Here is a 22,795-nt window from a genome sequence, read left to right as displayed (position 1 = left end):
ATTTTTAAGGTTGATTGATTGGAAAAGCAGCACAATGAGCTCCAAGCTCCAAGCTCCAAGCTCCAAGCTCCAAGCTCCAAGCTTGCGGCTTGAAGCTTACAGCTTGCAGCTGCTCTTCTGAGGATGAGAGATGACGGTTAAACAGATTCGGGCCTTTTTGGCGGTGGCCCACAGTTTGAGTTTTGCCCTGGCCTGCGAGCGGCTGCATCTGTCGCAGTCGGCCTTGAGCCTGACCATCAAGGCTCTGGAGGAGGGCTTGGGTGGGCGCCTGTTCACGCGCAATACGCGCAATGTGGCCCTGACTCCGGAGGGCGAGGCCCTGTTGCCGCTGGCGCGGCGTTTGATCGCCGATTGGGACAACGCCGAGGATGAGCTGCGCCAGCGTTTCACCCTGCAACGCGGGCGGGTCACGGTGGCGGCCATGCCGTCCTTTGCTGGCAATCTGCTGCCGCCGATTCTCAAGCACTTTCGCGCGCGCTATCCCCAGGTCAACGTCACGGTCAACGACGTGGTCAACGAGCAGGTGCTGGAAATGGTCCGTGACCGCGAGGTGGAACTGGGGGTGGCGTTCGAGCCTCAGGACAGTACCTCCCTGGTGTTTACTCCGCTGTACATCGACCGCTTCGTGGCCGTGGTGGCCAAGGATTCGCCCCTGGCGCAGCGCAGCCGCATCGACTGGCAGTCGCTGTTGCAGGAGCCCTTCATTACCCTGCAGCGGCCCTCCACGGTGCGGGTGATGCTGGAGGACCATTTGCGAGCCCGGGGCGTGCAGTTGCCGGTGGAATTCGAAAGCCATCAGCTGGCGACGGTGGGGCGCATGGTCGCCAGCGGCCTGGGGGTCAGTGCGGTGCCGGCTTTGTGTGCCCGGCATATGCGCGAGCTGGGCGGGCACTGCCTGATCCTGGACGAGCCGGTGGTGGAGCGGGCCATAGGCGTCTTGACCAAGCCGGGGGACGAGCTGTCGACCGCGGCCCAGGCGCTGTTCGACATCCTGCGCGAGGAAAACCTCGGCCAGCGCGTGGCCATGCTTTGAGGCTTAGCGCAGCAGGCGCTCGGCCAGCAGCGGCAGCAGTTGGTCGCAGGGCTCGCCCAGCTTGAGGCTCAACAGATCATCGGCGCGGGTCTTGCCGAAGTTGATGGCCAGCAGCGGCTTGCCCTGTTCGGCCACGGCGCGACACAGGCGCAAGGCCGAATATGCCATCAGCGACGACCCCACCACCAACAGGCCGGCGGCCTCGTGCACCGCATTCAAGGCCCGGGCGGCGGTGATCTGGGCCACGTTCTCGCCGAAGAACACCACATCGGGCTTGAGCCGCTCGCCGTTGCAGTAGGGGCAGCGAGGTAGCTGGAAGCGTGCTTCGAAGGCCGGGTCCAGCAGGGTATCGCCATCCGGAGCCTGCACCGCGTCGACGCCGGCCAGGTACGGATTGAGCGCCTGCAACTGCTGCTGGATGGCATCGCGCTGGCTGCGTTGCCCGCAGTCCAGGCACAGCACCCGGTGCAGGCTGCCGTGCAGTTCGATGACGTCCAGGCTGCCGGCCTGATCGTGCAGAGCGTCGACATTCTGGGTGATCACCCCGGCGATGCTTCCCGCCGCCTGCAACTGCACCAAGGCCTGATGCGCGGCGTTGGGCCGGGCCTGGCGGATGCGTGGCCAGCCAAGCATGGCCCGGGCCCAGTAGCGGCGGCGGGCTTCGGCTTGAGCGAGGAATTCCTGGTACATCATCGGCTGCTTGCCGCGGCGCACGCCGTCGCTGTCGCGGTAGTCGGGGATGCCCGAGGGGGTGCTGATGCCAGCCCCCGTGAGGACCATGAACGGCTTGCCGTGCATGGCGGCGGCCAGTCGTTCGAGCGGCGGGGTGGTGGGTCGGTCGATCATGGGGCGGCGCTCGTCTGCAGAGGGGACGGCTATCAGGAATAGACGCAAAACCCCGGGGATGCCAGGGTTTTGCGTCGCCCACCGGACGTTCGCAGCGGTGCGGGCCAAGCTACAGGCGGAACACGCTCACCTGCTGCTCCAGGTTCTGCGCCAGTTGCTGCAGGGAGCGGGCAGTCTCGGTGGTTTCTTCCACGGCCTGGCTGTTCTGCTGGGACATCTGGGCGATGCGCTCGACGTTGCGCGCTACGTCCTGGCTGGCGGCGGTCTGCTCGCGCAAGGCCAGGGAGATCTGATCCACCACTTGCACCACGTTGCCGGACGAGGTGCGGATATTGACGATGGCCTCACCGGCCTGCTGGGCCAGTTCGACGCCGTTCTTCACCTGATTGACCCCCACATCCATGCTGCTGACCGCTTCCCGGGTGCCTTGCTGGATCTTGCCGACCATCTCGGTGATTTCCTGGGTCGAGTTGGCGGTGCGCTGGGCCAGCAGGCGCACTTCGTCGGCCACCACGGCGAAGCCGCGCCCCTGTTCCCCGGCCCGGGCGGCTTCGATGGCGGCGTTCAGGGCCAGCAGGTTGGTCTGCTCGGCAATGCCCTTGATCACCCCGACGATGCTGGAGATCTGCTCGGCGTGCTGGCCCAGTTCACCGATCTGGGACGCCGAGGCCTGCACGGTTTCAGCGATCAGGCGCATGCTGCCCAGGGTGTCCTGGATCACGCTGCCGCCTTCCTCGGACTGGCGCCCGGACTCGCTGGACAGGGCGTGGGCATCCCCGGCGTTGTCCGCCACGTGGTTGATGCTTACGGTCAGCTCTTCCACCGTGGCGGCCATGGAGGAGGCCGAGTGGGACTGTTCCTGGGCCGAGGCCGAGAGCTGCAGCGAGGCACTGGAAATGCTCTGCGAGGCACTGACCAGTTGGTCGGCTCCCTGCTTGATCTGACTGATCATGGTCCGCAGGCGCTCCTGCATGGCGGCGAAGGCCTGCAGCAGGTTGCTCACCTCATCACGGCCGCTGGTGCTGATGCTGCTGTCGAGACGGCCGGCGGCGATGGCCTTGGCCACGTCCACGGCCTGGCGTATGCGCCCGACCAGGGTGCTGGACAGCGACCAGGCCACCAGCATCGCCAGCAGCGCCGCCAGCAGGCCGCCGCCGATCAGGATCGCCAGGGCCGAGGCCTTGGCGTCGTCCATGGCCTGGCTGCGGGCGTCCTGCAGGCTTGTTTCCGCTGTGCGCAATTCAGCGGTGAGCTGGCGCATGGCGTCCATCTTGGCCTTGTCGCGACCGGCGCCGATCTGTTCGGCCATGGCGGCGGCCGGCTGGCTGCCGGCATTGATTGCCCGGCGCAGGGCCAGGTTGGCCTGGACATCGTCGCGCAGCCACTGATCATGCAGGGCCTTGAGTCGTTCCAGGCGTGCCTGTTGCTCGGGATTGTCGGCGGTGCTGTTCTTGATCCGGGCGTAGTCCTCGGCAAAGGCTTTCTCGCCTTGCTCCAGGGGTTCGAGGAAGCTGTCGCGGCCGGTCAGGGCATAGCCGCGCATGCCGGTCTCGACATTGATCAGGCTGCGCAGCAGGGCGTCGGACTGGCTTAGGACCTCGTAGCTGTGGATGTTGCTTTTGACGCTCGTACTGACCTGATCGAAGCCGCGCAGGGCCGCCAGCACCAGCAGCAGGAGGATCAGCAGGACGACGCCGAAACCGGCATAGAGCTTTTGCGAAATGCTCAGATTGGAAAACAAAGGAAGGACCGCTCCTAAACCGTTGACTGAATGCTTCACAGGGCTGTGTCTCGACGAGGCAGCGTGATAGCTCAATGATGTTCAAATGACATCAACGGTCCGACTTTTCCTGTACAAAAAAAGTTTCATGTACAAGAAAATATTTTTTGCGGGGCTTGTAGAGGGGGGCATCGAGCTTCACCCGAAAGGGCGCCGCTCGATGCTCGGCAGGAGTCAGCTGGAATGGGCGTTGCTGTCGTCCTCGGGCTCGACACTCTCGGTCTGCCCTGGCAACTCGGTAATCACGCTGAAATCGCTGACTTCCACCGCGCCCAGGCCATAGCCCAGCAGGTGGAAGGAGAAGGCCTTGCGGGTTTGCGGATTATCGAAGCTGAAGTCCATCTGCAGCGGCTGGTCGGGCGTCACCAGCATTTCTTCCGGCAGGCCCAGGGGTACATCCTGCTCCAGCTCCTTGCCCTTGAGCAGGATGTAGGCGTTCTGCTGCGGGTCGGCGGAGCGCACGGTGAAGCGCACCCGGGTCTGCGAGCCCTTGGGCATTTCCAGGTACTGGGCACCGATCAGGTTGTCGGCCCAGTCGTCGTTGATCTGCGCCTTGAGCGGGATGATCGCCGGGCTGCCGAACTGATAGTGCTGGTTCAGCGGCGATTGCAGCAGGCTGCGGTCCAGGTGCGTGGCCCGGGCGCTGATCTGCCGGGCCCGCTGACCGCCGTACTGGCCCTGCAGGCTGGCGCTGTCGGCGATGAAGCCGGCGCTTGAGTAGTAGCGGCAGCGCTGCTGGAAGTCGCACTCGGTGAAGGTGCCCTGGCCATCGTGGTAGCGCAGCTTGCCGTTGGTGTAGGACATGATTTCCCGGCCCTGGGCGTAATCGCGAAACAGCGAACGGCCACTGAGGCTGGCGGGTACCGGCAGGCCGAAGTAGTCGAGCACCGAGGCGCTGAGGTCGACGTGGCCGTAGGTCCCGGACTTGAGGTGGGGCAGCAGCGCCTGGTCCGGGGCCAGCATCAGGTTGAAGCCCCAGGACGAGGCCAGGCGCACGCCGTCGATGCCGTGGGACTCATCGGAGGTGATGATCACCAGGGTGTCCTTGAGCACACCCTTGCGCTCCAGGCCTGTGAGGAACTGGTCGATGGCGTCGTCCAGGTAGCCGACCGCCGCCTGCTTGGGCGTGTCATAGCGCTCCAGGTAGTCCTCGGGGGCCGAATAGGGCTGGTGGGTGCCGACGGTCAGCAGGGTGAGCATCCATGGCTGTTTTTTCTTCTTCAGCTGATCCACGTAGCTCAGGGCGCCTTCGAAGAAGGCCTTGTCGTCCTTGCCCCAGGGGAATTCCAGGTAGTTGTCGTTCTTGAACCACTCCAGGCCATGGGTCGCATCAAAGCCGATGTGCGGCATGATCTTGTCCTTGGCCATGAAGCGCAGGCCGGCGCCCTGCAGGTAGTGGGTGTCGAAGCCGAACTTGTGCATCTGCGCCGGCAGGCAGGCCTGGTTGCGCTGGCTCTGGGTGAGCATCTCGACGCCCTTGGGGGTGCCGTTGTCGAGCTTGTCGTAGTCGCCGCAGAGCATGGCGTACAGGCCACGGATGGTCTGGTGGCTGTGCAGCACGTAGTCCGGAGTGTTCATGCCGCGCTCGGCCCAGGCGCTGAGCTTGGGCATCAGGTCTTCCTGGTAGCGGCTGTGCAGGGCCTCGCGGTTGGTGCGGATATAAGCCCCGGGAATGCCTTCCAGGGTGATCAGCAGCACGTTGCGCGCGCGACCTGCGCTGGGCAGCAGGGGTTGGCCTTCAAGGTCCAGCCGGGTCAGGCCGGTCATCACCGGCGGCACGTCGGCGACATCGCCTTGCAGCCAGTCTTCGATGCGCATCTGCGCCTGGCCGGTGGCGGTGGCCAGTGCCTGGTGGGGCAGGTTGAACTGCTGCCACTGATCGGCTTCGCTGGGCTTCAGATACTGGGCGGTGCCATGGGCCAGCAGCAGCCCCAGCGGCAGGGCCCACAGCGCCCGTGGCAGGGCCGGGAGTCGCACCCCGCGACTGCTGCGCTGGACCACCAGCCACAGCACCAGCCCCAGCAGCAGGGCCAGGCCCAGCTCGGGGTGGGTCAGGCCGCCGCCGGTGGAGTTGCCGACAAATTGTGGGTCCACCAGGTAATGCAGGTCGGCGAGGTTGGGCATGCGCCCCACGGCGCTTACCAGTTCGGCACTGACCAGGGTCAACAGCGCCCAGACCAGCAGCACTGGCAGCGCCAGCCACCAGCGGCGGCGATACAGCAGCAGGGTCAGCAGGCTGGCGCTGGCCAGGTCCGAGAGATAGCCCAGCGGGTGGGACCAGCCCAGGGCCAGGCGCGCCCCCATCGGCACCAGCAACAGCAGGCCGAACAAGGTGCACAGGGGCGCAAGAGGGTGTTGTAGGCAACGACGGATCAACTTCACAAATAACCTGCCTGTCATCAAGGCTTCACGCAAATGTGCGCAATGGTAACAAGAGCGACAGGTAAGACGTTTCTTATTAGTGGGGGGAATTTATTTCCCGGCAGCCTGAGAATTAGTCCGGAGAGGCTCAAGACTGAGCTGAAGGCCCGTATTCAGGTGTCTTATTGCGGCTGCGGCCGAGTCTGATGGTGGCGGGATTTACTATTTCAGGGTGTTAAAAAGGCGCCGTCTACGGATCAGCTCAGAAGCGCAGGCGCCCGCATGGGCGATGCCAGGCTGCGGGCCCATTCGCCGGCAAGCCGGCTCCTACGGGTGGTGATTGGGAGTGCTCTGTAGGAGCTGGCTTGCCAGCGAAGACGGCCGCACGGGCGATGCAAGGCTCGCGGGCCCGTTCGCCGGCAAGCCGGCTCCCACGGGGGGGGGGACGCTGTGTAGGAGCTGGCTTGTTGTGGCTCAATATTCCTGGACCACTCTGTAGGAGTTTCAACCTAAGGAAGCATCATGGGATTTCGGGTTGTTAGCGCTGAAGAAAAGGCTGAAGCCATTCGCTTGGTCGTGGAAATGAATTACTCGGTGCCTAAGGCATGTGAGCAAACCGGGGTTGGACCTACAGCCCTGCGACGCTGGGTCGCCAGATGGCGCAAGGAGCATGAAGGAGCCTTGCTGCCCACACGCCCTCAGGACCAGGAACTGATTGATTCACTGCAGGCCAGGCTCGCCTTGCTGGAAGCCGAGAATAGCGTCCTAAAAAAGCAATTGCCCTCTCATCTGAAGGTGCTGTTCAGCCGAATCAAATGATCGAGGGTTTGAAAGGACAGCTCTCCATTCGGCACTGCTGCCGACTTCTGGGCGTGCCTCGCAGCAGCTATTACGCCAAGCCCGTGGCTCGGTCTGAACCTGGGGTCGAGCGGCGACTGGAAAAGACCATTCGGCAACTGCACCGGGAGCATCGAGGTGCCCTGGGCGCCCGGGGATTTGCCAGAGAGCTCAAAAAACAGGGCGTAGCGGTTGGGCGCCATCGTATGGGCCGTCTGATGAAAAACCTTGGACTGGTCAGGCGACGAGCCCGTTACGCTCACTATCGTCGGACCGGAAAGCCCAGCAATACCGCAGCCAATGTCCTCGATCGTCGCTTTAATCCTGCATCACCCAATACGTTTTGGGCCGGAGACATCACTTACATTCGCGTCGGTGGAAGCTGGCTGTACCTGGCAATCGTGATGGATTTGTTTTCACGTCGGATCATCGGCTGGGCCTTTTCCAGGACCGCCGATGCCGAGCTGTCGCTCAAGGCGTTACGGCTGGCTGTTGGCATACGTCGGCCTGGTTCAGCGCTGGTATTCCACTCGGACCAGGGCTGCCAATACACCGCGGATCGCTTTGTCGAATACCTGGCTGAAAAGCAGATCGTGCAGAGCATGAGTCGACGCGCAAACTGCTGGGACAACGCGGTGGTGGCGCGTTATTTCCGGACACTGAAACACGATTGGTCGCCTGAAAATGGCTACCAGAATCATTTTGAGGCGCAGAAGGATGTGATGGATTTCATTGCCCATTACAACCATCGGCGTTGCCACAGCGCCTCGAACGATCTGCCGCCCGCCGCTTTTGAAAGGCTGGCGGCCTAATGCTCCTACAGAGTGGTCCAAAAAAACTGGACCACTACAGCTTGCCAGCGAAGACGGCCGCATGGGCGATGCAAGACTTGCGGACCCGTTTGCCTAGGGTCAGACCGCAGTGCCGAAGACGCTGCCCACGGCGGCGGTGAGGCCCATGGCCAGGGCGCCCCAGAGGGTCACGCGCCAGGCGCCTGGTATCACCCGGGCGCCGCCGGCGTTGGCCGCCACCGCCCCCAGGCCGCCGAGGAACACCAGGGACATGCCGGCAATCCACGGCACCACGCTGTGCGTCGGGGCGATGAAGGTCACCGCCAGGGGCAGCGCCGCGCCCACCACGAAGCTCGCCGCCGAGGCCAGGGCCGCCTGCAGCGGATTGGCCGCCAGGGCTTCGCTGATGCCCAGTTCGTCGCGGGCGTGAGCCCCCAATGCGTCGTGGTCCATCAGTTGCACCGCCACTTGGCGGGCCAGTTCCGGGTTGACGCCGCGGCTCTGGTAGATGTGCGCCAGTTCGTTGAGTTCGGCCTGGTGATCGCTGGCCAGTTCGGCGCGTTCCCGGGCCAGGTCGGCCTGTTCGGTGTCGGCCTGGGAATGCACCGAAACGTATTCTCCGGCGGCCATGGACATGGCCCCCGCCACCAGCCCGGCCATGCCGGTGACCAGCAGCGTGCCGTGGCTGGCGCTGGCCGCGGCCACGCCGATCAGCAGGCTGGCGGTGGAGACAATGCCATCGTTGGCCCCCAGGACGGCGGCGCGCAGCCAGCCAATACGGTCGTTACGGTGCAGTTCGCGGTGTCGGTGCATGAATTTCATCGGCAATGGACTCAGGTGGATAGCGTTGAACAATTCTTCGGGTGGGCCCAGGCTTCAGCGGGCCTCGATGTCGGCCTGCAACTGCCCACCCACAATAGACACTTCTCGCAACTGCCCGGCGTCGCGGATCACGAACAAGGCATCCATGCCGCGCTCCTGGGCCAGCCGTGGCCCTTCGACTTCGCCCAGTACCAGCAGCGCGGTGGCCCAGGCATCGGCCAGCATGCAGCTGCCGGCGACCACGCTGACCGAGGCCAGGCGGTTGCGCAGAGGCGCGCCAGTGCCCGGGTCCAGGGTATGAGCGTAGGACTGTCCGGCGATCTCCACCCACTGGCGGTAGTCGCCGGAGGTGGCGATGGCGGCGTCTTCCAGCTCCATCACCCCCATGACCTGGCGTTCCCCGCGCAGGGGTTTCTCCACGGCCACGCTCCAGGGCTGGCCCCCGGGCTTGCGGCCGCGGGCGCGCATTTCGCCGTCGATTCCCACCAGGTAGTCGCGGATGCCTGCGGCTTCCAGGGCCCGGGCCAGTTCATCGACGCCAAAGCCCTTGGCGATGCCATTGAGGTCCAGGCGCAGCTTGCCGCGCTTGCGCAGGCGGTGGCGCCTGGGTTCTAGCACCAGGGCGCTGCCGGCGCAGTGGCGATGCTGGCGGCCCAGTTCACCCAAGGCCGCAGGTTCCAGGGTCCGTGGCGTGGGGCCAAAGCCCCAGCTACGGACCAGATCGCCCACGCCAATCTCGAAGGCACCACGCGATTGCTCGCTGACCCTTAGCGCCGTGCTGATGACCTGCATCAGCTCCCGCGGCACGCTGATCCAGCGATGCCGGGGCGCAGCGTTGAGGCGGTTGAGATCGGACTCGGGGTTCCACCCCGACATCTGCTGCTCGACCCGCGCCACGGCCTGGGCCAGGCGTTCGTCGAGGTCCTGGGTGGCAAAGCCCGGGGCGGCGTAGAACAGCGCGCTGTAGCGGCTGCCCATGGTCGGGCCGTTGAGGCTGTAGCGCTGCAGTGCGGCGGTTTCAGTAGACATCTTCACGGTAACGTCCTTGGGCCTTGAGGGTCAGTACGCTGAGGTTGAGTGGTGCCAGCACTTCGTCCAGGGCCAGCATCACGCCCTTGGCCATTTCGCGGCTGCCGCAGACCAGCACCTGGGCGCCTTTTTCCACCAGCCGGCGCAGCGCCAGGGCATCGGCCAGCAGCCGGTCCTGCACGTAGCCGCGCTCCTGGACCTGGGAGAAGGCCGCGCGCAGGGCGGTCAGGCGCCGGTCGGCGAGATAGCCCTTGAGTTCCGGCTCGTAGAGAAAATCCGAGGCCGGGTGGCGCCCGCCCCAATACAGGTGCATCGGCTGCCGGGCCCGGTTGCCGCGGATGAATCCCGCCAGGGGGCCGATGCCGGTGCCGGCGCCAATCAGGATCACCGGCTGCGCGCCCTGCGCCGGACGAAACTGCGGGTTGGGCTGGATGAACCCGGTGATCCGCGCGCCCGCTTGTAGCTCGTGGAGAAAGCCCGAGCACAGGCCGCCCGGGTGCTTGCGCACGCAGATCTCCAGCACGCCGTCGGCGCTGCTGCTGGCCAGGGAATAGAAGCGTGGCCGGGTCGTGCCGGGTGGCTGGATGCCCACCAGATCGCCGGCCTGGAACTCGGGCAGGTCCCGCTCGCGGCCGTCGGCTGCCTTGAAGCGCAGGATTCGCGTGGGTGCCTGGACCTGATCGCCATACGCCACCGATTCCACCAGTTGCCACTCGTGGCGGGGCAGGGCATGGGCCTGATGCTGCAGGTCCAGGGGCAGGCCCAGGGCGTGTCCCAGGGCCTGGCCCCAGCGCTGGAACTCCTGGGGCGACTGGCAATGGATGGTTTCCAGCGGCAGCAGGCACTGCGCAGTGCCAGCGGCCAGGGCGTTCTGCACCTGTTCGGCAAAGCCGCAGAAACGCGGGAACTGCCGGTCGCCAAAGCCCAGCACGGCGTACTTCAGGTCGGGCGCCAGCGGCTGCTGTTGCAGGCGCGCGAGGAAGGCGCTGGCCGAGGCCGGGGCATCGCCGTCGCCGTGGGTCGACGTCAGAATCAGCAGGTGACGCGCCTTGGGGTAGCCAGCGCGCAGCTGGTTCATCGGCGCGCTGTGGACCTTGCGTCCTGCCGACACCAGGGCCTGCTGCAGGGTCCGGGCAAAGCCCCAGGTGCTGTTGCTCTCGCTGCCCACCAGGATCACGCAGTCGGCGGCGTCGGCCGGGCTGTTGTCGTCGATCGCCACGGCGTCGCGACGCCGGCGCCACCACAGCCACAGGCCGGTCAGGCTCATCAGGGGCACCCCAAGAGCGCTTGCGCCCAGCAGCAGGCCCAGCCACCACAAGCCTTCGCCGGTGTGCAGTTGATAGATGAACCCGGAGAGCTGCTGCATCGCGCCTTCGGGCTGGAAGGCCAGCAGGGCGCCGCTGGCCGGATCGACATAACCTTCGCCGCTGCGGGTGTGCAGGCTGTACAGGTCCTGCGGGTTGTCAGGGGCGGGGTAGACCAGCTCGCGCAGATCTTTCAGTTCCACCCCTTGCAACGCCGAGAGATTCGCCACCGGCAAGGCCGGGCCGACGCTGATCGGGGCCGGCAGCGCAGGCGGGCTCTGCCCGTCGTCGGCGATCAGGCCCAAGGTGCCGGCCGACAAGTACAGCCCGCTCAGGGCCGACAGCAGCAGGCCAAGGATCGTCAGGCGCCCCACCTCGGCGTGCCAGCGCTGGCTGAAATTGCCGCGCAAGGGCCGCAGCAGCTTGCCCCAGCCGCCGGCGCGGCGGGCCAGCAGTACGGCGCCGGACGCCGACAGCAAGAGCAGCGCCAGGGCACCCAGGGCCGATACGACCTGGCCTGGGGTGTCGAGAAACAGCGAGCGGTGCAGTTCCTTGACCCAGCGGGTGAAGGCCGAGGGCGTATAGGGCGCCAGCACCGCGCCGGTGCGTGGATCGACGCTGCTGGCCAGGGTCTGGCCATTTTCCCGGTGGTAGACGATCAGCGTGCCCGAGGGCGTGCGACGGATCTGTTCGACCCCGCTGAGCTGGCCGGCCACGCGCCCGGCCAACTGCGCCACGCTGACTGCAGTTGTCGCAGGTGGCGCCTGCAGGTGTTCCAGGGCCGGGTTCAGCGCCAGGGTCGCGCCGCTGATGGCCAGCAGCATCACCAGCAGGGCGGCCAGCAGTCCGGGGATCGAGTGCAACGAGCGCAACATGGTCGGGCCTCCTCGGGGCGCGGGGCTTACAGGTCGTAGCGCAGGGACTGCACATAGGTGCCGCCGCTGGCGGGCTGGCCGCTGCCCTTGAGGGTCAGGGGCAGGATCACGTCGGCGCGAACGTCGCGCTGGTCTTCCACGGCGCTGTCGATACGGATTTGGTACCCGGCGTCGATCAGGCTGTCCGCCAGGTCGGCGCTGACCTTGAGGGTCTCACCGCTGCCAACGCTGGCGCCGGTGACGCCGTCGTACTGACCGGCGGCCGCGCCGCCACCTCGGGCCCAGTCCGCCAGGTGCTTGTAGTACTTGGCTTTCTTGCCAGCGACCCACAGGGTCTTCTGGTAGGCGCCGCTGGCGTCGGTGAGGTAGATCGCCAGGTAAGCGCCATTGCCGCTGTAGGGCTTGAGCTGGGTGGTCAGGGTCACTTCACGGGCCTGGGCCAGTGTTGGCAGGGCCAAAGCGGTGGCGAGGCAACCGGCGATGAGGAACTTGTGCATGGGGTGCTCCCTTTCGGTGAATGTGGCTGCAGCCTGGGCCGTCTAGCTGACAGCAACCTGAAGGCCGGGAAAAAACTTCAGGCCACGGCGCTCTTGGCGACCTGCGCTTTTGCTGATCTGCCTCGCATCGCGCCGGCGCGACAGTGGCTACCCTGATCAGGCTGGCGGCTTCTTCAGATTCGCGTCAGGTTCAGCGGTTAAGGTGCGGCACCACACAGGTCACAGGAGAGCGTCGATGCGGGTGTTATTGGTCGAGGATGCGGCAGGGCTGGGGGACGCGGTGCGTGAGCAGATTGCCGACGATGGCCACGCCGTGGATTGGGTGCAGCGCCTGGAGCAGGCCCGGACCAGCGTCGCCTGCACGCCCTATGACCTGATCCTGCTGGACCTGATGTTGCCCGACGGACGCGGCCTGGAATTCCTGCGCCAGCGCCGCAGCGCCGGAGACGTGACCCCGGTGATCATCCTCACCGCCCAGGACCAGATCTCCGAGCGCATCGCCGGGCTCAATGCCGGCGCCGACGACTACCTGGTCAAGCCTTTCGACCTGTTCGAGCTGTCGGCGCGGGTCGCCGCGGTGGCCCGGCGCTACAGCGGCAACCCCAATCCGCAGATCCGCCTCGGCGAGCTGCAAGTGGACCTGAACGCGCGCACTGTGCAGCGCGACGGCAGCATCATCGACCTGACCGCCCGCGAATGGGCGGTGTTCGAAGCCTTTGTCCAGCGCCCCAGCGCGTTGCTTTCCAAGTCCCAGCTGGAGGAACGGCTGTATGCCTTCGGCGCGGAAATCGAGAGCAACACCATCGAGGTCTACATCAGCCGCCTGCGCAAGAAGCTCGGCCGTGAACTGATTGAAACCGTGCGTGGCATGGGCTACCGGCTGATGCCGGCATGAAGCGTCCGATCAGCCTGCAAAAACGCCTGAGCCTGGGCCTGACCCTGGGCATGACCCTGCTCTGGCTCGGGGCCACCGCCGGCACCTGGCTGGTGGTCCAGCACGAGCTGGACGAAACCTTCGACAGCGCCCTGGAAGCCACCGCCCAGCGCATCCTGCCCCTGGCCGCGCTGGAGATCGGCAACCGTCGCGGGCCGCGCCGGGCGCGGCACGTGGCGACCCTGAAGATGGACAGCGAATACCTGACCTACCTGGTGCGTGACGCCGACGGGCGGATCCTCATGCGCTCCCACGATGCCAAGCTGAAGATCTTCAGCCACCGGCCTACTCCGGGCTTCACCACCACCGACAAATACCGCCTGTACAGCGCCAGCATCGAAAACGATTCGATCGTCATCGAAATCGCCGAGCCCCTGGCTCATCGCCGCGAAGCCTCGCGGGAGGCCTTGCTGGCCCTGTTGCTGCCCTTGCTCGGGCTGATTCCCATCAGCCTGCTGGGCACCTGGCTGTTCGTGCGCCTGAGCCTGCGCAGCGTGCTGGCTTACCGCCGGGCCGTGGAAGCGCGGGGCGTGGGTGACCTGTCGCCGATCCAGGTGGCGCGCCTGCCGGCGGAAATCGATCCCTTGGCCGAAGCGGTCAATCACCTGCTGGAGCGCTTGCGCAAAGCCCTGGAGGCGGAACGCAGCTTCACCGCCAACAGCGCCCATGAACTGCGCACGCCCCTGGCCGCGACCCTGGCGCAGATCCAGCGCCTGCGCCAGGAAGCCCCAGAGGGGCCGTTGCAGGTACGCGCGGCGAAGATCGAGAACGCCCTTCGCGAACTGGCCAGGCTCTCGGAAAAGCTCATGCAACTGGCCAAGGCCGAAGGTGGCGGGCTGCTCTCGCAAAGCCCCGAGGACCTGATTCCGTTGCTGGCCCATGGCGTGGAGGAGTGGAATCGCGGCGCGGCGGCGCGGATCCGCCTGCAGTTGCCGGAGGCGACCCGGGTGTGCACCGCCATCGATCCGGACGCCTTTGGCATCCTGCTGCGCAACCTGATCGAGAACGCCCTGAAGTATGGCGATCCGGCGCAGCCGGTGGATGTCAGCCTCAGCACCGACGGCTGCTTGCGGGTGATCAACGGCGGGCCAGCGGTGCCGGCGGACGTACTGCAACGCCTGACCGAACGTTTCGTGCGTGGCAACAGCGAAACCAGCGGTTCGGGCCTGGGTTTGGCGATTGCCCAGAGCATCGTCCACGGCGTGGGCGGCCAGTTGCACCTGGCCTCACCGGCCAGCGGCCGTGACGATGGCTTTGAAGTGCGCGTGCAATTTCCCCAGCAGACACCAACCCAACCGTAGGAGCTGGCTTGCCAGCGAAGGCGCCGGTTGGGGCGGTACAAGGCTTGCGGGCCCATTCGCCGGCAAGCCGGCTCCTACGTCATGTTGTGCGGTTGAGTTGGCCTGCGTAGGAGCTGGCTTGCCAGCGAAGGCGCCGGTTGGGTCGGTGCAAGGCTTGCGGGCCCATTCGCCGGCAAGCCGGCTCCTACGTCATGTTGTGTGGTTGAGTTGGCCTGCGTAGGAGCTGGCTTGCCAGCGAAGGCGTCGGTTGGGGCGATGCAAGGCTTGCGGGCCCATTCGCCGGCAAGCCGGCTCCTACGTCATGTTGTGCGGTTGGGGGGATGCGGGGTCATTCGCCGCGGATGTATTGCTCCAGCTGGCGGATCAGGTCGGCCTGTTCGGCTATCGCTTCCTTGACCAGGTCGCCGATCGACAGCAAGCCCAGCAACTGGCCGTTCTCCACCACCGGCAGGTGGCGCAGGTGGTGGTCGGTCATGATGCTCATGCAGGTTTCCACGTTCTGGTGCGAATCCACGGTGATCACCGGCGAGCTCATGATGGCGCTGACCGGGGTGCCGACCGAGGAGCGCCCGTGCAGCACCAGCTTGCGTGCATAGTCGCGCTCGCTGATGACCCCTACCACCGCGCCGTTCTCCATTACCGGCAAGGCGCCGACGTTCTTTTCCGCCATCAGCATCAGCGCTTCCAGGACCATCTGGTGCGGGGCGATGGTGTGCACTTGCTGGTTGTGCTTGGCCTTGAGTTTCAGCAGTTCTGCGACGCTTTTCATGGGGCGCTCCGGGTGTTCTACGTGGGGCGGCGATGCGCTGCCCTGAGGGTTTCTAAAGAATCGTAGAGACTCGCCCAACCGGCAAGGCTGAAAACGGCAGATAAACGGCGAAAAACGTCAGCCCGGGGATTTTTTTTCATCGCGGCCCCGATAAGGGGGCCGCGCCATCAGTGGAAGCGTTGCAGGGAGAAACTCCCCAGGTCGATCTCGCTGCGGCCGTCCACCTGCAACTGGGCCAGGGCTTCGCCAATCGCCGCCGAGTGCTTGAAGCCATGGCCGGAGCAGGCGCTGACCACGGTGACGTTGGCCAGGTGCGGGTGGCGGTCGATGATGAAGCCCGAATCCGGGGTCACGGTGTAGGCGCAGACGCTGGCCTTCACCAGCTCCGGCGCCAGCCCGGCCATGTGCGGGGCCGCCAGCTCGCGGAACAGACGCTGGGCGTCGGCGAGGCTGGGTTGGCGGTCGAGGCTGTCTGGTTGGCTGCTGGCGCTGTACTGCTCGGTGGCGATTTTCACGCTGCCTTCGCCAGCAATCGGCGGGAAGCCATAGCAGGTGTCGACATCGCCGGCGCTGTGGAGGATGAAGCTCGGCGAGCGGGCCGGGTAGTGTCGGGGCTCATCGAGGCGGAACCAGTACAGCTGCTGGCGACAGACCCGCAGCAGGGCGTCGAAGGGCGCCCCGAGCAACTGCGCCGACCACATGCCGGCGCTGACGATCACCTGCCGGGCGCGCAGCCGCGAACCGGCGCTGATGACGTCCACCCCTTCGGCGTCGGACTTGAGTTCCAGCACGGTCTGGCCGGTGATCAGGGTCGCCCCCAGTTGCCGGGCCCGGGTCAGCTGCGCATCAATGCAGCGTTCCGGGCGGACAAAACCGCCGCCGGGTTCGAAGTAGCCCCGGGCACTGTCATCCAGTGGCGCGAACTGTGGGAAGCGCTGACGAATGTCGGCAGCATCGAGCACTTCATGCTCGATACCGTAGTGCCGGGCCAGGGCGATGCTGTTGTCGGTGAAGTCCCGGTCCTGCGCCGGGCGCTGCGGGTCGGTGCTGGCGGTCATCACCAGCACCCCGCACTGCTCGAACAGCGCCACGTCCAGTTCGCCTTCCAGCTCGCGCCAGATCTGCTGCGAACGGATCGCCAGGGGCACATAGGCCGCGCCTTCGCCCACCGCCTGGCGGGTGATGCGGGTGTCGCCGTGGCTGGAGCCCTGGTCGTGGGGCGGGGCGAAGCGGTCGATGCCCGCCACCTTGACCCCGCGCTTGGCCAGTTGATAGAGGGTGGCGGCGCCCATGGCCCCCAGGCCCAGGACGACAACATCGAATTCGGGTGTCTGCACGGCAAGATCCTTGAAGAGTGGTGGCTCAGCGACGGTTGATCGTGGCCAGAGTCATGGGCGCGATGATCCGGTGGAACGGCGCCACCGGCAGCATGTACAGGCGCCCCAGGCGGTTGTGCGGATGCACCACGGTGCTCAGCACCACCGGGCGCTGGCCCTCGGCGGTCAGGGGCTGGAGGTTGAGCGACAGGTGCACGTCCAGGTGCTTGTCGCGGTCCACCACCAGCACTTCGTCGGGGCTCTGGGACACCAGGGTGAAGATGCCCACCCGGTCGCCGGGCTGGTAATCCGCGTCGGGGCGCGACAGGTCGATGCGGGTCAGGCGCCCCAGGTCCTTGAGGCCGAACAACTGCACCACGCGGTTGCGCAGGCCCATCAGGCGGTCGATCCAGGGCGGGGTCTGGCTCATCAGATTCAGCAGGTGGCGCATGGCGCTGCGTTCGGGATCCTCGGCCAGGGTGCGGCGACAGTCGATGAAGGTCGCCCCCGCGGCCAGGGCGGCGATGCTGGAGTCATGGGGTAACGGGCAGGCGTGTACGGCGGACTTCATCGGTGCAGCTCCCTGAAAGAGGGTGGCCTCGGCTTCATGCCGATCAGCCACGCCATTGGCGGCAAGAAAATAACACTTCTTGGGGGGGAACGGCCTGCGGCGGCGGGGAACGCAAAAAAGGCGCCCGAAGGCGCCAAGGATTCACCCCAACCGAGGGAGCCGGGTGAAGCCGTTCGCAGAAGTGTCGCGGTGGTAAGGCGCGACGTGAACGGAAAAAGGGCCGCCGTGCCCGCCAGCGGCGGGCACCTTGCATCATTTGCCGAGCTTGATCCTGGTCCAGCCGCGGTTCATCACGCGCTGGATGGCAATCGGCTGGTCCGGCACCGCGTAGAGGGTGGCCAGCACCTCCTGGGGCGGGTAGGACGCCGGGTCATTGCGGATCGCTTCGTCCACCAGCGGCGTGGCCGCGGCGTTGGCGTTGCTGTAGCCGAGGCTGTTGGTGACCTCGGCGATGATGTCCGCGCGCATCAGGAAGTTCATGAACAGGTAGGCGTTGTCGACGTTGGTGGCGTCCTTGGGGATGGCCATCATGTCGTAGAAGCTGCCGGCGCCTTCCTTGGGAATGCTGAACGCGACTTTCTCCTTGTTGCCGGCCTCTTCGGCGCGGGAGCGGGCTTGCAGCACGTCGCCGGAGTAGCCCACGGCCACGCAGATGTTGCCGTTGGCCAGGTCCGAGATGTACTTGGAGGAATGGAAGTAGGTCACCGAAGGCCGGATCTTCATGAACAGTTCCTGGGCTTCGAGGATCTGCGCCTTGTCCTTGCTGGTCACCGGGTAGCCTAGATAGTGCAGGGCGGCGGGGAGCATTTCGGTGGGCGAGTCGAGGAAGCTGATGCCGCAGGCCTTGAGCTTCTCGGCGTTCTCGGGTTTGAACAGCAGGTCCCAGGAATTGGTCGGGGCGTCGCTGCCCAGGGCCGCCTTGACCTTGTCCGGGTTGTAGCCGATGCCGATCGAACCCCACATGTAGGGGAAGGCATGGGCGTTGCCCGGGTCGCTGGCGGAGGCGTTTTTCAGCAGTACCGGGTTGAGGTTCTTCCAGTTGGGCAGCTTGGACTTGTCCAGTTCCTGGTAGACCCCGGCCTTGATCTGCTTGGCCAGGAAGCTGTTGGACGGCACCACGATGTCGTAGCCGGACTTGCCGGTGAGCAGGCGCGCTTCCAGGGTTTCGTTGCTGTCGAAGACGTCGTAGGTGACATGGATGCCGGTTTCGGCCTCGAACTTCTTCAGGGTGTCCGGGGCGATGTAGTCCGACCAGTTGTAGACGCGCAGCACTTTGTCGTTGGCTTGAGCGCCGGTCACCATCGCGCCCATCAAGGACACCGAGAGCAGGGTTTTGGCGAACAGTGTCCTGCCAGGCATTTTCATTACTACAACTCCATTTCTTATTGTGCAGATTGCTGCGTGTGCAACTCGGGGGTTCGGGGTGAGCCTTTTTCGCCAGCAAGCTGGCTCCTACAGGTTTGGGTTATCCGTAGGAGCCAGCTTGCTGGCGAAGAGGCCGTCAGGCCGTTGCCGGCGCGGGTACCGCAGGTTTCTTCGCCGCCGGTGGCTGCCAGGATTCGTTGGCGGTGAAGTCCATGGCTTCCTGGATCGCCCGCTTGCGGGCCGCTTCGGCGCGACGACCGAAGTACCAGACCAGGAAGGTCACCAGGGACACCGCCAGCAGGATCAGGCTGGCCACGGCGTTGATCTCCGGCTTGACCCCCAGGCGCACCGCCGAGAACACTTCCATCGGCAAGGTGGTGGAACCCGGGCCGGAAACGAAGCTGGCCAGCACCAGGTCATCCAGGGACAGGGCAAAGGACATCATGCCGCCGGCCGCCAGCGAGGGCGCGATCATCGGGATGGTGATCAGGAAAAACACCTTGAACGGGCGCGCTCCCAGGTCCATGGCCGCTTCTTCGATGGACAGGTCCAGCTCCCGCAGGCGCGCGGAGACTACCACGGCGACGTAGGCGGCGCAGAATGTGGTGTGGGCGATCCAGATGGTGACGATCCCGCGTTCCATCGGCCAGCCGATCAATTGCGCCATCGCCACGAACAGCAGCAGCAAGGACAGGCCGGTGATCACCTCGGGCATCACCAGCGGCGCGGTGACCAGGCCGCCGAACAGGGTGCGGCCCTTGAAACGGGTGACCCGGGTCAGCACGAAGGCCGCCAGGGTGCCCAGCGCTACCGCGGCAATCGCGGTGTAGCAGGCGATCTCCAGGGAACGCATCACCGAGCCCATCAACTGCTGGTTGTCCAGCAGGCCGACGTACCACTTGATCGACCAGCCGCCCCAGACCGTCACCAGCTTGGAGGCGTTGAACGAGTAGATCACCAGGATCAGCATCGGCAGGTAGATGAACAGCAGCCCCAGCACCAGCATCAGTTTGGAAAATTCGAAGCGTTTCATGCCCGTGCCTCCATCTCTTTGGCCTGGCTGCGGTTGAACAGCAGGATCGGGATAATCAGGATCGCCAGCATCACCACCGCCAGGGCCGAGGCCACCGGCCAGTCACGGTTGTTGAAGAATTCCTGCCACAGCACGCGGCCGATCATCAGGGTTTCCGGGCCGCCCAGGAGTTCCGGAATCACGAACTCGCCGACCACCGGAATGAACACCAGCATGCAGCCGGCAATGATGCCGTTCTTGGCCAGGGGCACGGTGATCTTCCAGAAGTTGTTGAAGTTGCTCGAACCCAGGTCCGACGCGGCCTCCAGCAGGCTCTGGTCGTGCTTGACCAGGTTGGCGTACAGCGGCAGCACCATGAACGGCAGGTAGGCGTAGACCACGCCGATATAGACCGCGGTGTTGGTGTTGAGGATTTCCAGCGGCTGGCTGATCAGCCCGGTCCATAGCAGGAAGCTGTTGAGCAGGCCGTTGTTGCTGAGGATGCCCATCCAGGCATAGACGCGGATCAGGATCGCGGTCCAGGTCGGCATCATGATCAGCAGCAGCAAGACGTTCTGTGCTTCCTTGCTGGCCTTGGAGATGGCGTAGGCCATGGGGAAACCCACCACCAGGCACATCAGGGTGCTGAGCAGCGCCACCTTCAGCGAACCCAGGTAGGCCGAGAAGTACAGCTCGTCGCCGGCCAGCATGGCGTAGTTGCCCAGGTTCAGCAGCAGCTGGAATTTCTGTTCGGCGTAGCTGTAGATCTCCGAGTAGGGCGGGATTGCCAGGGCCGCTTCCGAGAAGCTGATCTTCATCACCAAAAAGAACGGCAGCATGAAGAACAGGAACAGCCAGAGGAAAGGAACGCCGATCACCAGCTTGCGACCGCTGGGCAGCATGCGGAACAGTTTCTGATTGAAAGTGCTCATGCTCGAAGTCCTCATGCCCGCAGCACCACGCCGCTGTCGTCTTCCCACCAGACGAAGACTTCGTCGTCCCAGGTCGGCCGCGCGCCACGGCGCTCGGCGTTGGCCATGAACGACTGGACGATCTTGCCGCCGGGCAGCTCGACGTAGAACACCGAGTGGCCGCCCAGGTAGGCGATGTCGTGCACCTTGCCCCTGGACCAGTTGTAGCGGGCGTCGGGCTTGAGGGTGGTGACCAGCATCTTTTCCGGGCGGATGGCGTAGGTCACCGACTTGTCCTGCACCGAGGTGCTGACCCCGTGGCCGACGTAGATCTGCTGCTCAAGGTCCGGGCAGTCGATGATCGCGTAGCCTTCCAGGTCTTCGGTGACGGTGCCGTCGAAGGCGTTGACGTTGCCGATGAACTCGCACACCAGGCGGCTCACCGGCGCCTCGTAGATGTCCACCGGGCTGCCGGTCTGGGCGATCCAGCCCAGGTGCATGATGGCGATGCGCTGGGCCATGGTCATGGCCTCTTCCTGGTCGTGGGTCACCATCACGCAGGTCACACCGACGCGCTCGATGATTTCCACCAGTTCCAGCTGCATCTGCGAGCGCAGCTTCTTATCCAGCGCGCCCATGGGTTCATCCAGCAACAGCAGCTTCGGACGCTTGGCCAGGGAACGGGCCAGGGCCACGCGCTGACGCTGGCCACCGGAGAGCTGGTGCGGTTTGCGCCGGGCGTACTGGGTCATGTGCACCAGCTTGAGCATTTCCTCGACCCGGGCCTCGATCTCGGCGGGTGGCAGGCGGTCCTGCTTGAGGCCGAAGGCGATGTTCTGGGCCACGGTCATGTGCGGGAACAAGGCGTAGGACTGGAACATCATGTTGATCGGCCGCTCATAGGGCGGCATGTCGGTGATGTCCACGCCATCCAGCAGGATGCGGCCCTCGGTGGGACGTTCGAAGCCGGCGAGCATGCGCAGCAGGGTGGATTTGCCGGAGCCGGAACCGCCCAGCAGGGCGAAGATCTCGCCCTGGTGGATCTCCAGGGACACATCGTCCACGGCCACGGTTTCATCGAACTTCTTGGTCACGCGGTCGATCTTGACCAGGACCTTCTGCGGGCTCGGGGTGCCTTCGAGGGCCTTGCGGTAAGTGCTGGAGGCGTTTGCCATGTGAAACTCCCAACAGGTGTCAGCAGCCTAGCCAATTCGGCCGGGCCTAAAGGTTGATTGCCAGCCCGCAGGGGGTGCGGGCTGATTCGGCGCTGCCTTCCTGGCGGCCTGACGCTATTTGTTGTTGTGGTCTTGCCGTTTGCTGCTCACGCCGGACGTCGGGCGCGCACAGGCGCGCTCGCCGTGGGGCAGGGCGTGGTGAATCTCGTTGAATGCCTGGAAGGCCGCCGCAGCGGCCGGGGTTTGCCGCTTAGCGGCGTTGCGCGGCCCGTTGCCGGCAGGCGTCGCCAAAGGCCTGGAAGATCCGCAGGTAGGCCGGGTTCGACAGCACCTGCCATTCCGGGTGCCACTGCACGCCGAAGGCAAAGGCCTTGCTGTGTTCCACCGACAGCGCCTCGACCAGGCCATCCGGGGCCAGGGCCTCGACCCGCAGGCCGGGGGCCAGGCGGTCGACGCCCTGGCTGTGGATCGAGTTGACCTGGATCTCGCCGGCCAGGCCCATGGCCTGGAACACGCCGCCGGGCTGGATCGTCACCGGGTGCGCCGGGGCGTATTGCACTTCGATGCGCGGGTCGTCGGCTTCGCGGTGGTCCATGTAGCCCGGCAGTTCATGCACCTTCTGGTGCAGGCTGCCGCCGAAGGCCACGTTCATTTCCTGGAAGCCGCGGCAGATGCCGAGCACCGGCACGCCGGCGGCAATCGCCGCGCGCAGCAGGGGCAGGGTGGTGGCATCGCGTTGCGGGTCGTGGGCGGTGCCCGGTTCGCTGGGCGTGCCCTGGTAATGGAAGGGTTCGACATTGGAGGGCGAGCCGGTAAACAGCAGCCCGTCCATGTTGTGCAGCAGATCGTCGATATCGATCAGATCCGCCAGGGAAGGAATGATCAGGGGCAGGCCCTCGGCCGCGACGCTGACAGCACGCAAGTACTTGTCGCCGCTGACGTGGTAGGGGTGCAGGCCGATCTCTTTGACGCACGCAGTAACGCCGATCAATGGCTTGAATGCCATTTTTATCACCTCGAAATTCACGCTGGAACGAGTTTTTCCAGAGCTTATCCTCGTTGATTTTAATTAACAACTTCCATGTAAAAAATTCTAAACGTTACTCGTCTGAAAGCCGCAGGCGGCGCGGATTGCGCCAGGGATTGATCTTTTATGGGGCAAAATAATTGACGAAAAGCCGCTGCTGTTGGCTATTGACTCCGGTTTTTCTTTCGGGTTGACTGCTGGCGTGTCACAGCAGTGAACATAATAATTAACACAATAGG

The 22,795-nt window shown here is 65.2% G+C and carries 19 protein-coding genes and 2 pseudogenes; 5 read left to right on the top strand and 16 right to left on the bottom strand.

Translation table 11 applies throughout. The features are described 5' to 3' along the window. The first annotated feature begins 130 nt into the window (after window positions 1-130). Window positions 131-1,033, top strand: coding sequence for a LysR family transcriptional regulator (locus BLV47_RS18185; protein WP_092315832.1), 903 nt, complete (start codon window positions 131-133; stop codon window positions 1,031-1,033). A gap of 3 nt (window positions 1,034-1,036) precedes the next feature. Here BLV47_RS18185 and BLV47_RS18180 read toward each other — a convergent pair whose 3' ends face one another. From BLV47_RS18180 to BLV47_RS18170, 4 genes and pseudogenes are all read right to left on the bottom strand, one after another. Beyond that, window positions 1,037-1,879 carry an NAD-dependent protein deacetylase gene (locus BLV47_RS18180; protein ID WP_092315830.1) on the bottom strand — a complete coding sequence of 281 codons (843 nt, stop codon included), beginning with the start codon at window positions 1,877-1,879 and terminating at the stop codon, window positions 1,037-1,039. Between the two features lie 109 nt (window positions 1,880-1,988). Further along, window positions 1,989-2,579 (bottom strand): annotated as a pseudogene (locus tag BLV47_RS37070) (methyl-accepting chemotaxis protein); the annotation flags it as partial. A 264-nt stretch (window positions 2,580-2,843) separates the two neighbouring features. Then, window positions 2,844-3,545: pseudogene (locus BLV47_RS37065) on the bottom strand (CHASE3 domain-containing protein); the annotation flags it as partial. A 288-nt stretch (window positions 3,546-3,833) separates the two neighbouring features. Continuing rightward, window positions 3,834-6,059 carry an LTA synthase family protein gene (locus BLV47_RS18170; RefSeq protein WP_092315826.1) on the bottom strand — a complete coding sequence of 742 codons (2,226 nt, stop codon included), beginning with the start codon at window positions 6,057-6,059 and terminating at the stop codon, window positions 3,834-3,836. A gap of 483 nt (window positions 6,060-6,542) precedes the next feature. On the opposite strand from BLV47_RS18170, the gene BLV47_RS18165 reads away from it, so the two are divergent. Continuing rightward, window positions 6,543-6,839, top strand: a complete 297-nt coding sequence (locus BLV47_RS18165) for a transposase (RefSeq protein ID WP_092308884.1) — start codon at window positions 6,543-6,545, stop codon at window positions 6,837-6,839. Continuing rightward, the gene (locus tag BLV47_RS18160) at window positions 6,836-7,669 is read left to right on the top strand and encodes an IS3 family transposase (protein WP_092315824.1); all 834 of its coding nucleotides are present in this window, start codon (window positions 6,836-6,838) and stop codon (window positions 7,667-7,669) included. The genes BLV47_RS18165 and BLV47_RS18160 overlap by 4 nt, the downstream gene beginning before the upstream one ends. Before the next feature lie 99 nt (window positions 7,670-7,768). On the opposite strand, the gene BLV47_RS18155 is transcribed toward BLV47_RS18160, so the two are convergent. The 4 genes from BLV47_RS18155 to BLV47_RS18140 are packed head-to-tail and all read right to left on the bottom strand — an operon-like array spanning window position 7,769 to window position 12,175. Next, the gene (locus BLV47_RS18155; protein WP_092315822.1) at window positions 7,769-8,470 is read right to left on the bottom strand and encodes a VIT1/CCC1 transporter family protein; all 702 of its coding nucleotides are present in this window, start codon (window positions 8,468-8,470) and stop codon (window positions 7,769-7,771) included. A gap of 54 nt (window positions 8,471-8,524) precedes the next feature. Then, window positions 8,525-9,499 (bottom strand): FAD:protein FMN transferase, encoded by a 975-nt coding sequence (locus BLV47_RS18150; protein WP_167365704.1) that lies wholly within the window; start codon window positions 9,497-9,499, stop codon window positions 8,525-8,527. Then, window positions 9,489-11,678 (bottom strand): PepSY domain-containing protein, encoded by a 2,190-nt coding sequence (locus BLV47_RS18145; RefSeq protein ID WP_092315818.1) that lies wholly within the window; start codon window positions 11,676-11,678, stop codon window positions 9,489-9,491. Before BLV47_RS18145 ends, BLV47_RS18150 begins: the two co-directional genes overlap by 11 nt. A gap of 26 nt (window positions 11,679-11,704) precedes the next feature. Continuing rightward, a complete protein-coding gene (locus BLV47_RS18140; protein ID WP_092315816.1) occupies window positions 11,705-12,175 on the bottom strand; it encodes a DUF2271 domain-containing protein in 471 nt (156 codons plus the stop codon). Window positions 12,176-12,410: 235 nt separating this feature from the next. Between BLV47_RS18140 and BLV47_RS18135 the strand changes: the two genes are divergently transcribed. After that, window positions 12,411-13,070, top strand: coding sequence for a response regulator transcription factor (locus BLV47_RS18135; protein ID WP_092315814.1), 660 nt, complete (start codon window positions 12,411-12,413; stop codon window positions 13,068-13,070). After that, entirely contained in the window at window positions 13,067-14,410 is a 1,344-nt protein-coding gene (locus BLV47_RS18130; RefSeq protein ID WP_092315812.1) for a sensor histidine kinase, read from the top strand. The genes BLV47_RS18135 and BLV47_RS18130 overlap by 4 nt, the downstream gene beginning before the upstream one ends. Window positions 14,411-14,738: 328 nt before the next feature. Here the strand turns inward: BLV47_RS18130 and BLV47_RS18125 are convergent, their stop codons facing one another. The 8 genes from BLV47_RS18125 to BLV47_RS18090 all read right to left on the bottom strand — a co-directional run bounded on the left by BLV47_RS18125 (window position 14,739) and on the right by BLV47_RS18090 (window position 22,535). After that, window positions 14,739-15,179, bottom strand: coding sequence for a CBS domain-containing protein (locus tag BLV47_RS18125; RefSeq protein ID WP_060838656.1), 441 nt, complete (start codon window positions 15,177-15,179; stop codon window positions 14,739-14,741). 167 nt (window positions 15,180-15,346) lie between these two features. After that, complete coding sequence (gene solA, locus BLV47_RS18120; RefSeq protein WP_092315810.1) at window positions 15,347-16,516, bottom strand: N-methyl-L-tryptophan oxidase; 1,170 nt, start codon at window positions 16,514-16,516, stop codon at window positions 15,347-15,349. 25 nt (window positions 16,517-16,541) lie between these two features. After that, window positions 16,542-17,066 (bottom strand): DUF2867 domain-containing protein, encoded by a 525-nt coding sequence (locus BLV47_RS18115; protein ID WP_092315808.1) that lies wholly within the window; start codon window positions 17,064-17,066, stop codon window positions 16,542-16,544. Window positions 17,067-17,318: 252 nt separating this feature from the next. Beyond that, window positions 17,319-18,425, bottom strand: a complete 1,107-nt coding sequence (locus BLV47_RS18110; protein WP_341865638.1) for a polyamine ABC transporter substrate-binding protein — start codon at window positions 18,423-18,425, stop codon at window positions 17,319-17,321. Between the two features lie 142 nt (window positions 18,426-18,567). Next, window positions 18,568-19,464 (bottom strand): ABC transporter permease subunit, encoded by an 897-nt coding sequence (locus BLV47_RS18105; protein WP_092315804.1) that lies wholly within the window; start codon window positions 19,462-19,464, stop codon window positions 18,568-18,570. Then, window positions 19,461-20,342: an ABC transporter permease subunit gene (locus BLV47_RS18100; RefSeq protein WP_164990763.1), complete on the bottom strand. Its 882-nt coding sequence runs from the start codon at window positions 20,340-20,342 to the stop codon at window positions 19,461-19,463. Before BLV47_RS18100 ends, BLV47_RS18105 begins: the two co-directional genes overlap by 4 nt. Before the next feature lie 44 nt (window positions 20,343-20,386). Beyond that, complete coding sequence (gene potA / locus BLV47_RS18095; protein WP_092315802.1) at window positions 20,387-21,529, bottom strand: polyamine ABC transporter ATP-binding protein; 1,143 nt, start codon at window positions 21,527-21,529, stop codon at window positions 20,387-20,389. Window positions 21,530-21,779: 250 nt separating this feature from the next. Next, a complete protein-coding gene (locus BLV47_RS18090; protein ID WP_092315800.1) occupies window positions 21,780-22,535 on the bottom strand; it encodes a gamma-glutamyl-gamma-aminobutyrate hydrolase family protein in 756 nt (251 codons plus the stop codon). Window positions 22,536-22,795: the final 260 nt, after the last annotated feature.

The organism is Pseudomonas saponiphila (assembly GCF_900105185.1).
Taxonomy (GTDB): domain Bacteria; phylum Pseudomonadota; class Gammaproteobacteria; order Pseudomonadales; family Pseudomonadaceae; genus Aquipseudomonas; species Aquipseudomonas saponiphila.
This window is presented reverse-complemented; position numbering and strand designations above follow the sequence as displayed.

What these genes read in the sequence shown, in the direction of transcription:
- BLV47_RS18185 (WP_092315832.1), top strand. Translation starts at nt 131, where the DNA reads ATGACGGTTAAACAGATTCGGGCCTTTTTGGCGGTGGCCCACAGTTTG.
- BLV47_RS18180 (WP_092315830.1), bottom strand. Translation starts at nt 1,879, where the DNA reads ATGATCGACCGACCCACCACCCCGCCGCTCGAACGACTGGCCGCCGCC.
- BLV47_RS18170 (WP_092315826.1), bottom strand. Translation starts at nt 6,059, where the DNA reads ATGACAGGCAGGTTATTTGTGAAGTTGATCCGTCGTTGCCTACAACAC.
- BLV47_RS18165 (WP_092308884.1), top strand. Translation starts at nt 6,543, where the DNA reads ATGGGATTTCGGGTTGTTAGCGCTGAAGAAAAGGCTGAAGCCATTCGC.
- BLV47_RS18160 (WP_092315824.1), top strand. Translation starts at nt 6,836, where the DNA reads ATGATCGAGGGTTTGAAAGGACAGCTCTCCATTCGGCACTGCTGCCGA.
- BLV47_RS18155 (WP_092315822.1), bottom strand. Translation starts at nt 8,470, where the DNA reads ATGAAATTCATGCACCGACACCGCGAACTGCACCGTAACGACCGTATT.
- BLV47_RS18150 (WP_167365704.1), bottom strand. Translation starts at nt 9,499, where the DNA reads ATGTCTACTGAAACCGCCGCACTGCAGCGCTACAGCCTCAACGGCCCG.
- BLV47_RS18145 (WP_092315818.1), bottom strand. Translation starts at nt 11,678, where the DNA reads ATGTTGCGCTCGTTGCACTCGATCCCCGGACTGCTGGCCGCCCTGCTG.
- BLV47_RS18140 (WP_092315816.1), bottom strand. Translation starts at nt 12,175, where the DNA reads ATGCACAAGTTCCTCATCGCCGGTTGCCTCGCCACCGCTTTGGCCCTG.
- BLV47_RS18135 (WP_092315814.1), top strand. Translation starts at nt 12,411, where the DNA reads ATGCGGGTGTTATTGGTCGAGGATGCGGCAGGGCTGGGGGACGCGGTG.
- BLV47_RS18130 (WP_092315812.1), top strand. Translation starts at nt 13,067, where the DNA reads ATGAAGCGTCCGATCAGCCTGCAAAAACGCCTGAGCCTGGGCCTGACC.
- BLV47_RS18125 (WP_060838656.1), bottom strand. Translation starts at nt 15,179, where the DNA reads ATGAAAAGCGTCGCAGAACTGCTGAAACTCAAGGCCAAGCACAACCAG.
- BLV47_RS18115 (WP_092315808.1), bottom strand. Translation starts at nt 17,066, where the DNA reads ATGAAGTCCGCCGTACACGCCTGCCCGTTACCCCATGACTCCAGCATC.
- BLV47_RS18110 (WP_341865638.1), bottom strand. Translation starts at nt 18,425, where the DNA reads ATGCCTGGCAGGACACTGTTCGCCAAAACCCTGCTCTCGGTGTCCTTG.
- BLV47_RS18105 (WP_092315804.1), bottom strand. Translation starts at nt 19,464, where the DNA reads ATGAAACGCTTCGAATTTTCCAAACTGATGCTGGTGCTGGGGCTGCTG.
- potA (WP_092315802.1), bottom strand. Translation starts at nt 21,529, where the DNA reads ATGGCAAACGCCTCCAGCACTTACCGCAAGGCCCTCGAAGGCACCCCG.
- BLV47_RS18090 (WP_092315800.1), bottom strand. Translation starts at nt 22,535, where the DNA reads ATGGCATTCAAGCCATTGATCGGCGTTACTGCGTGCGTCAAAGAGATC.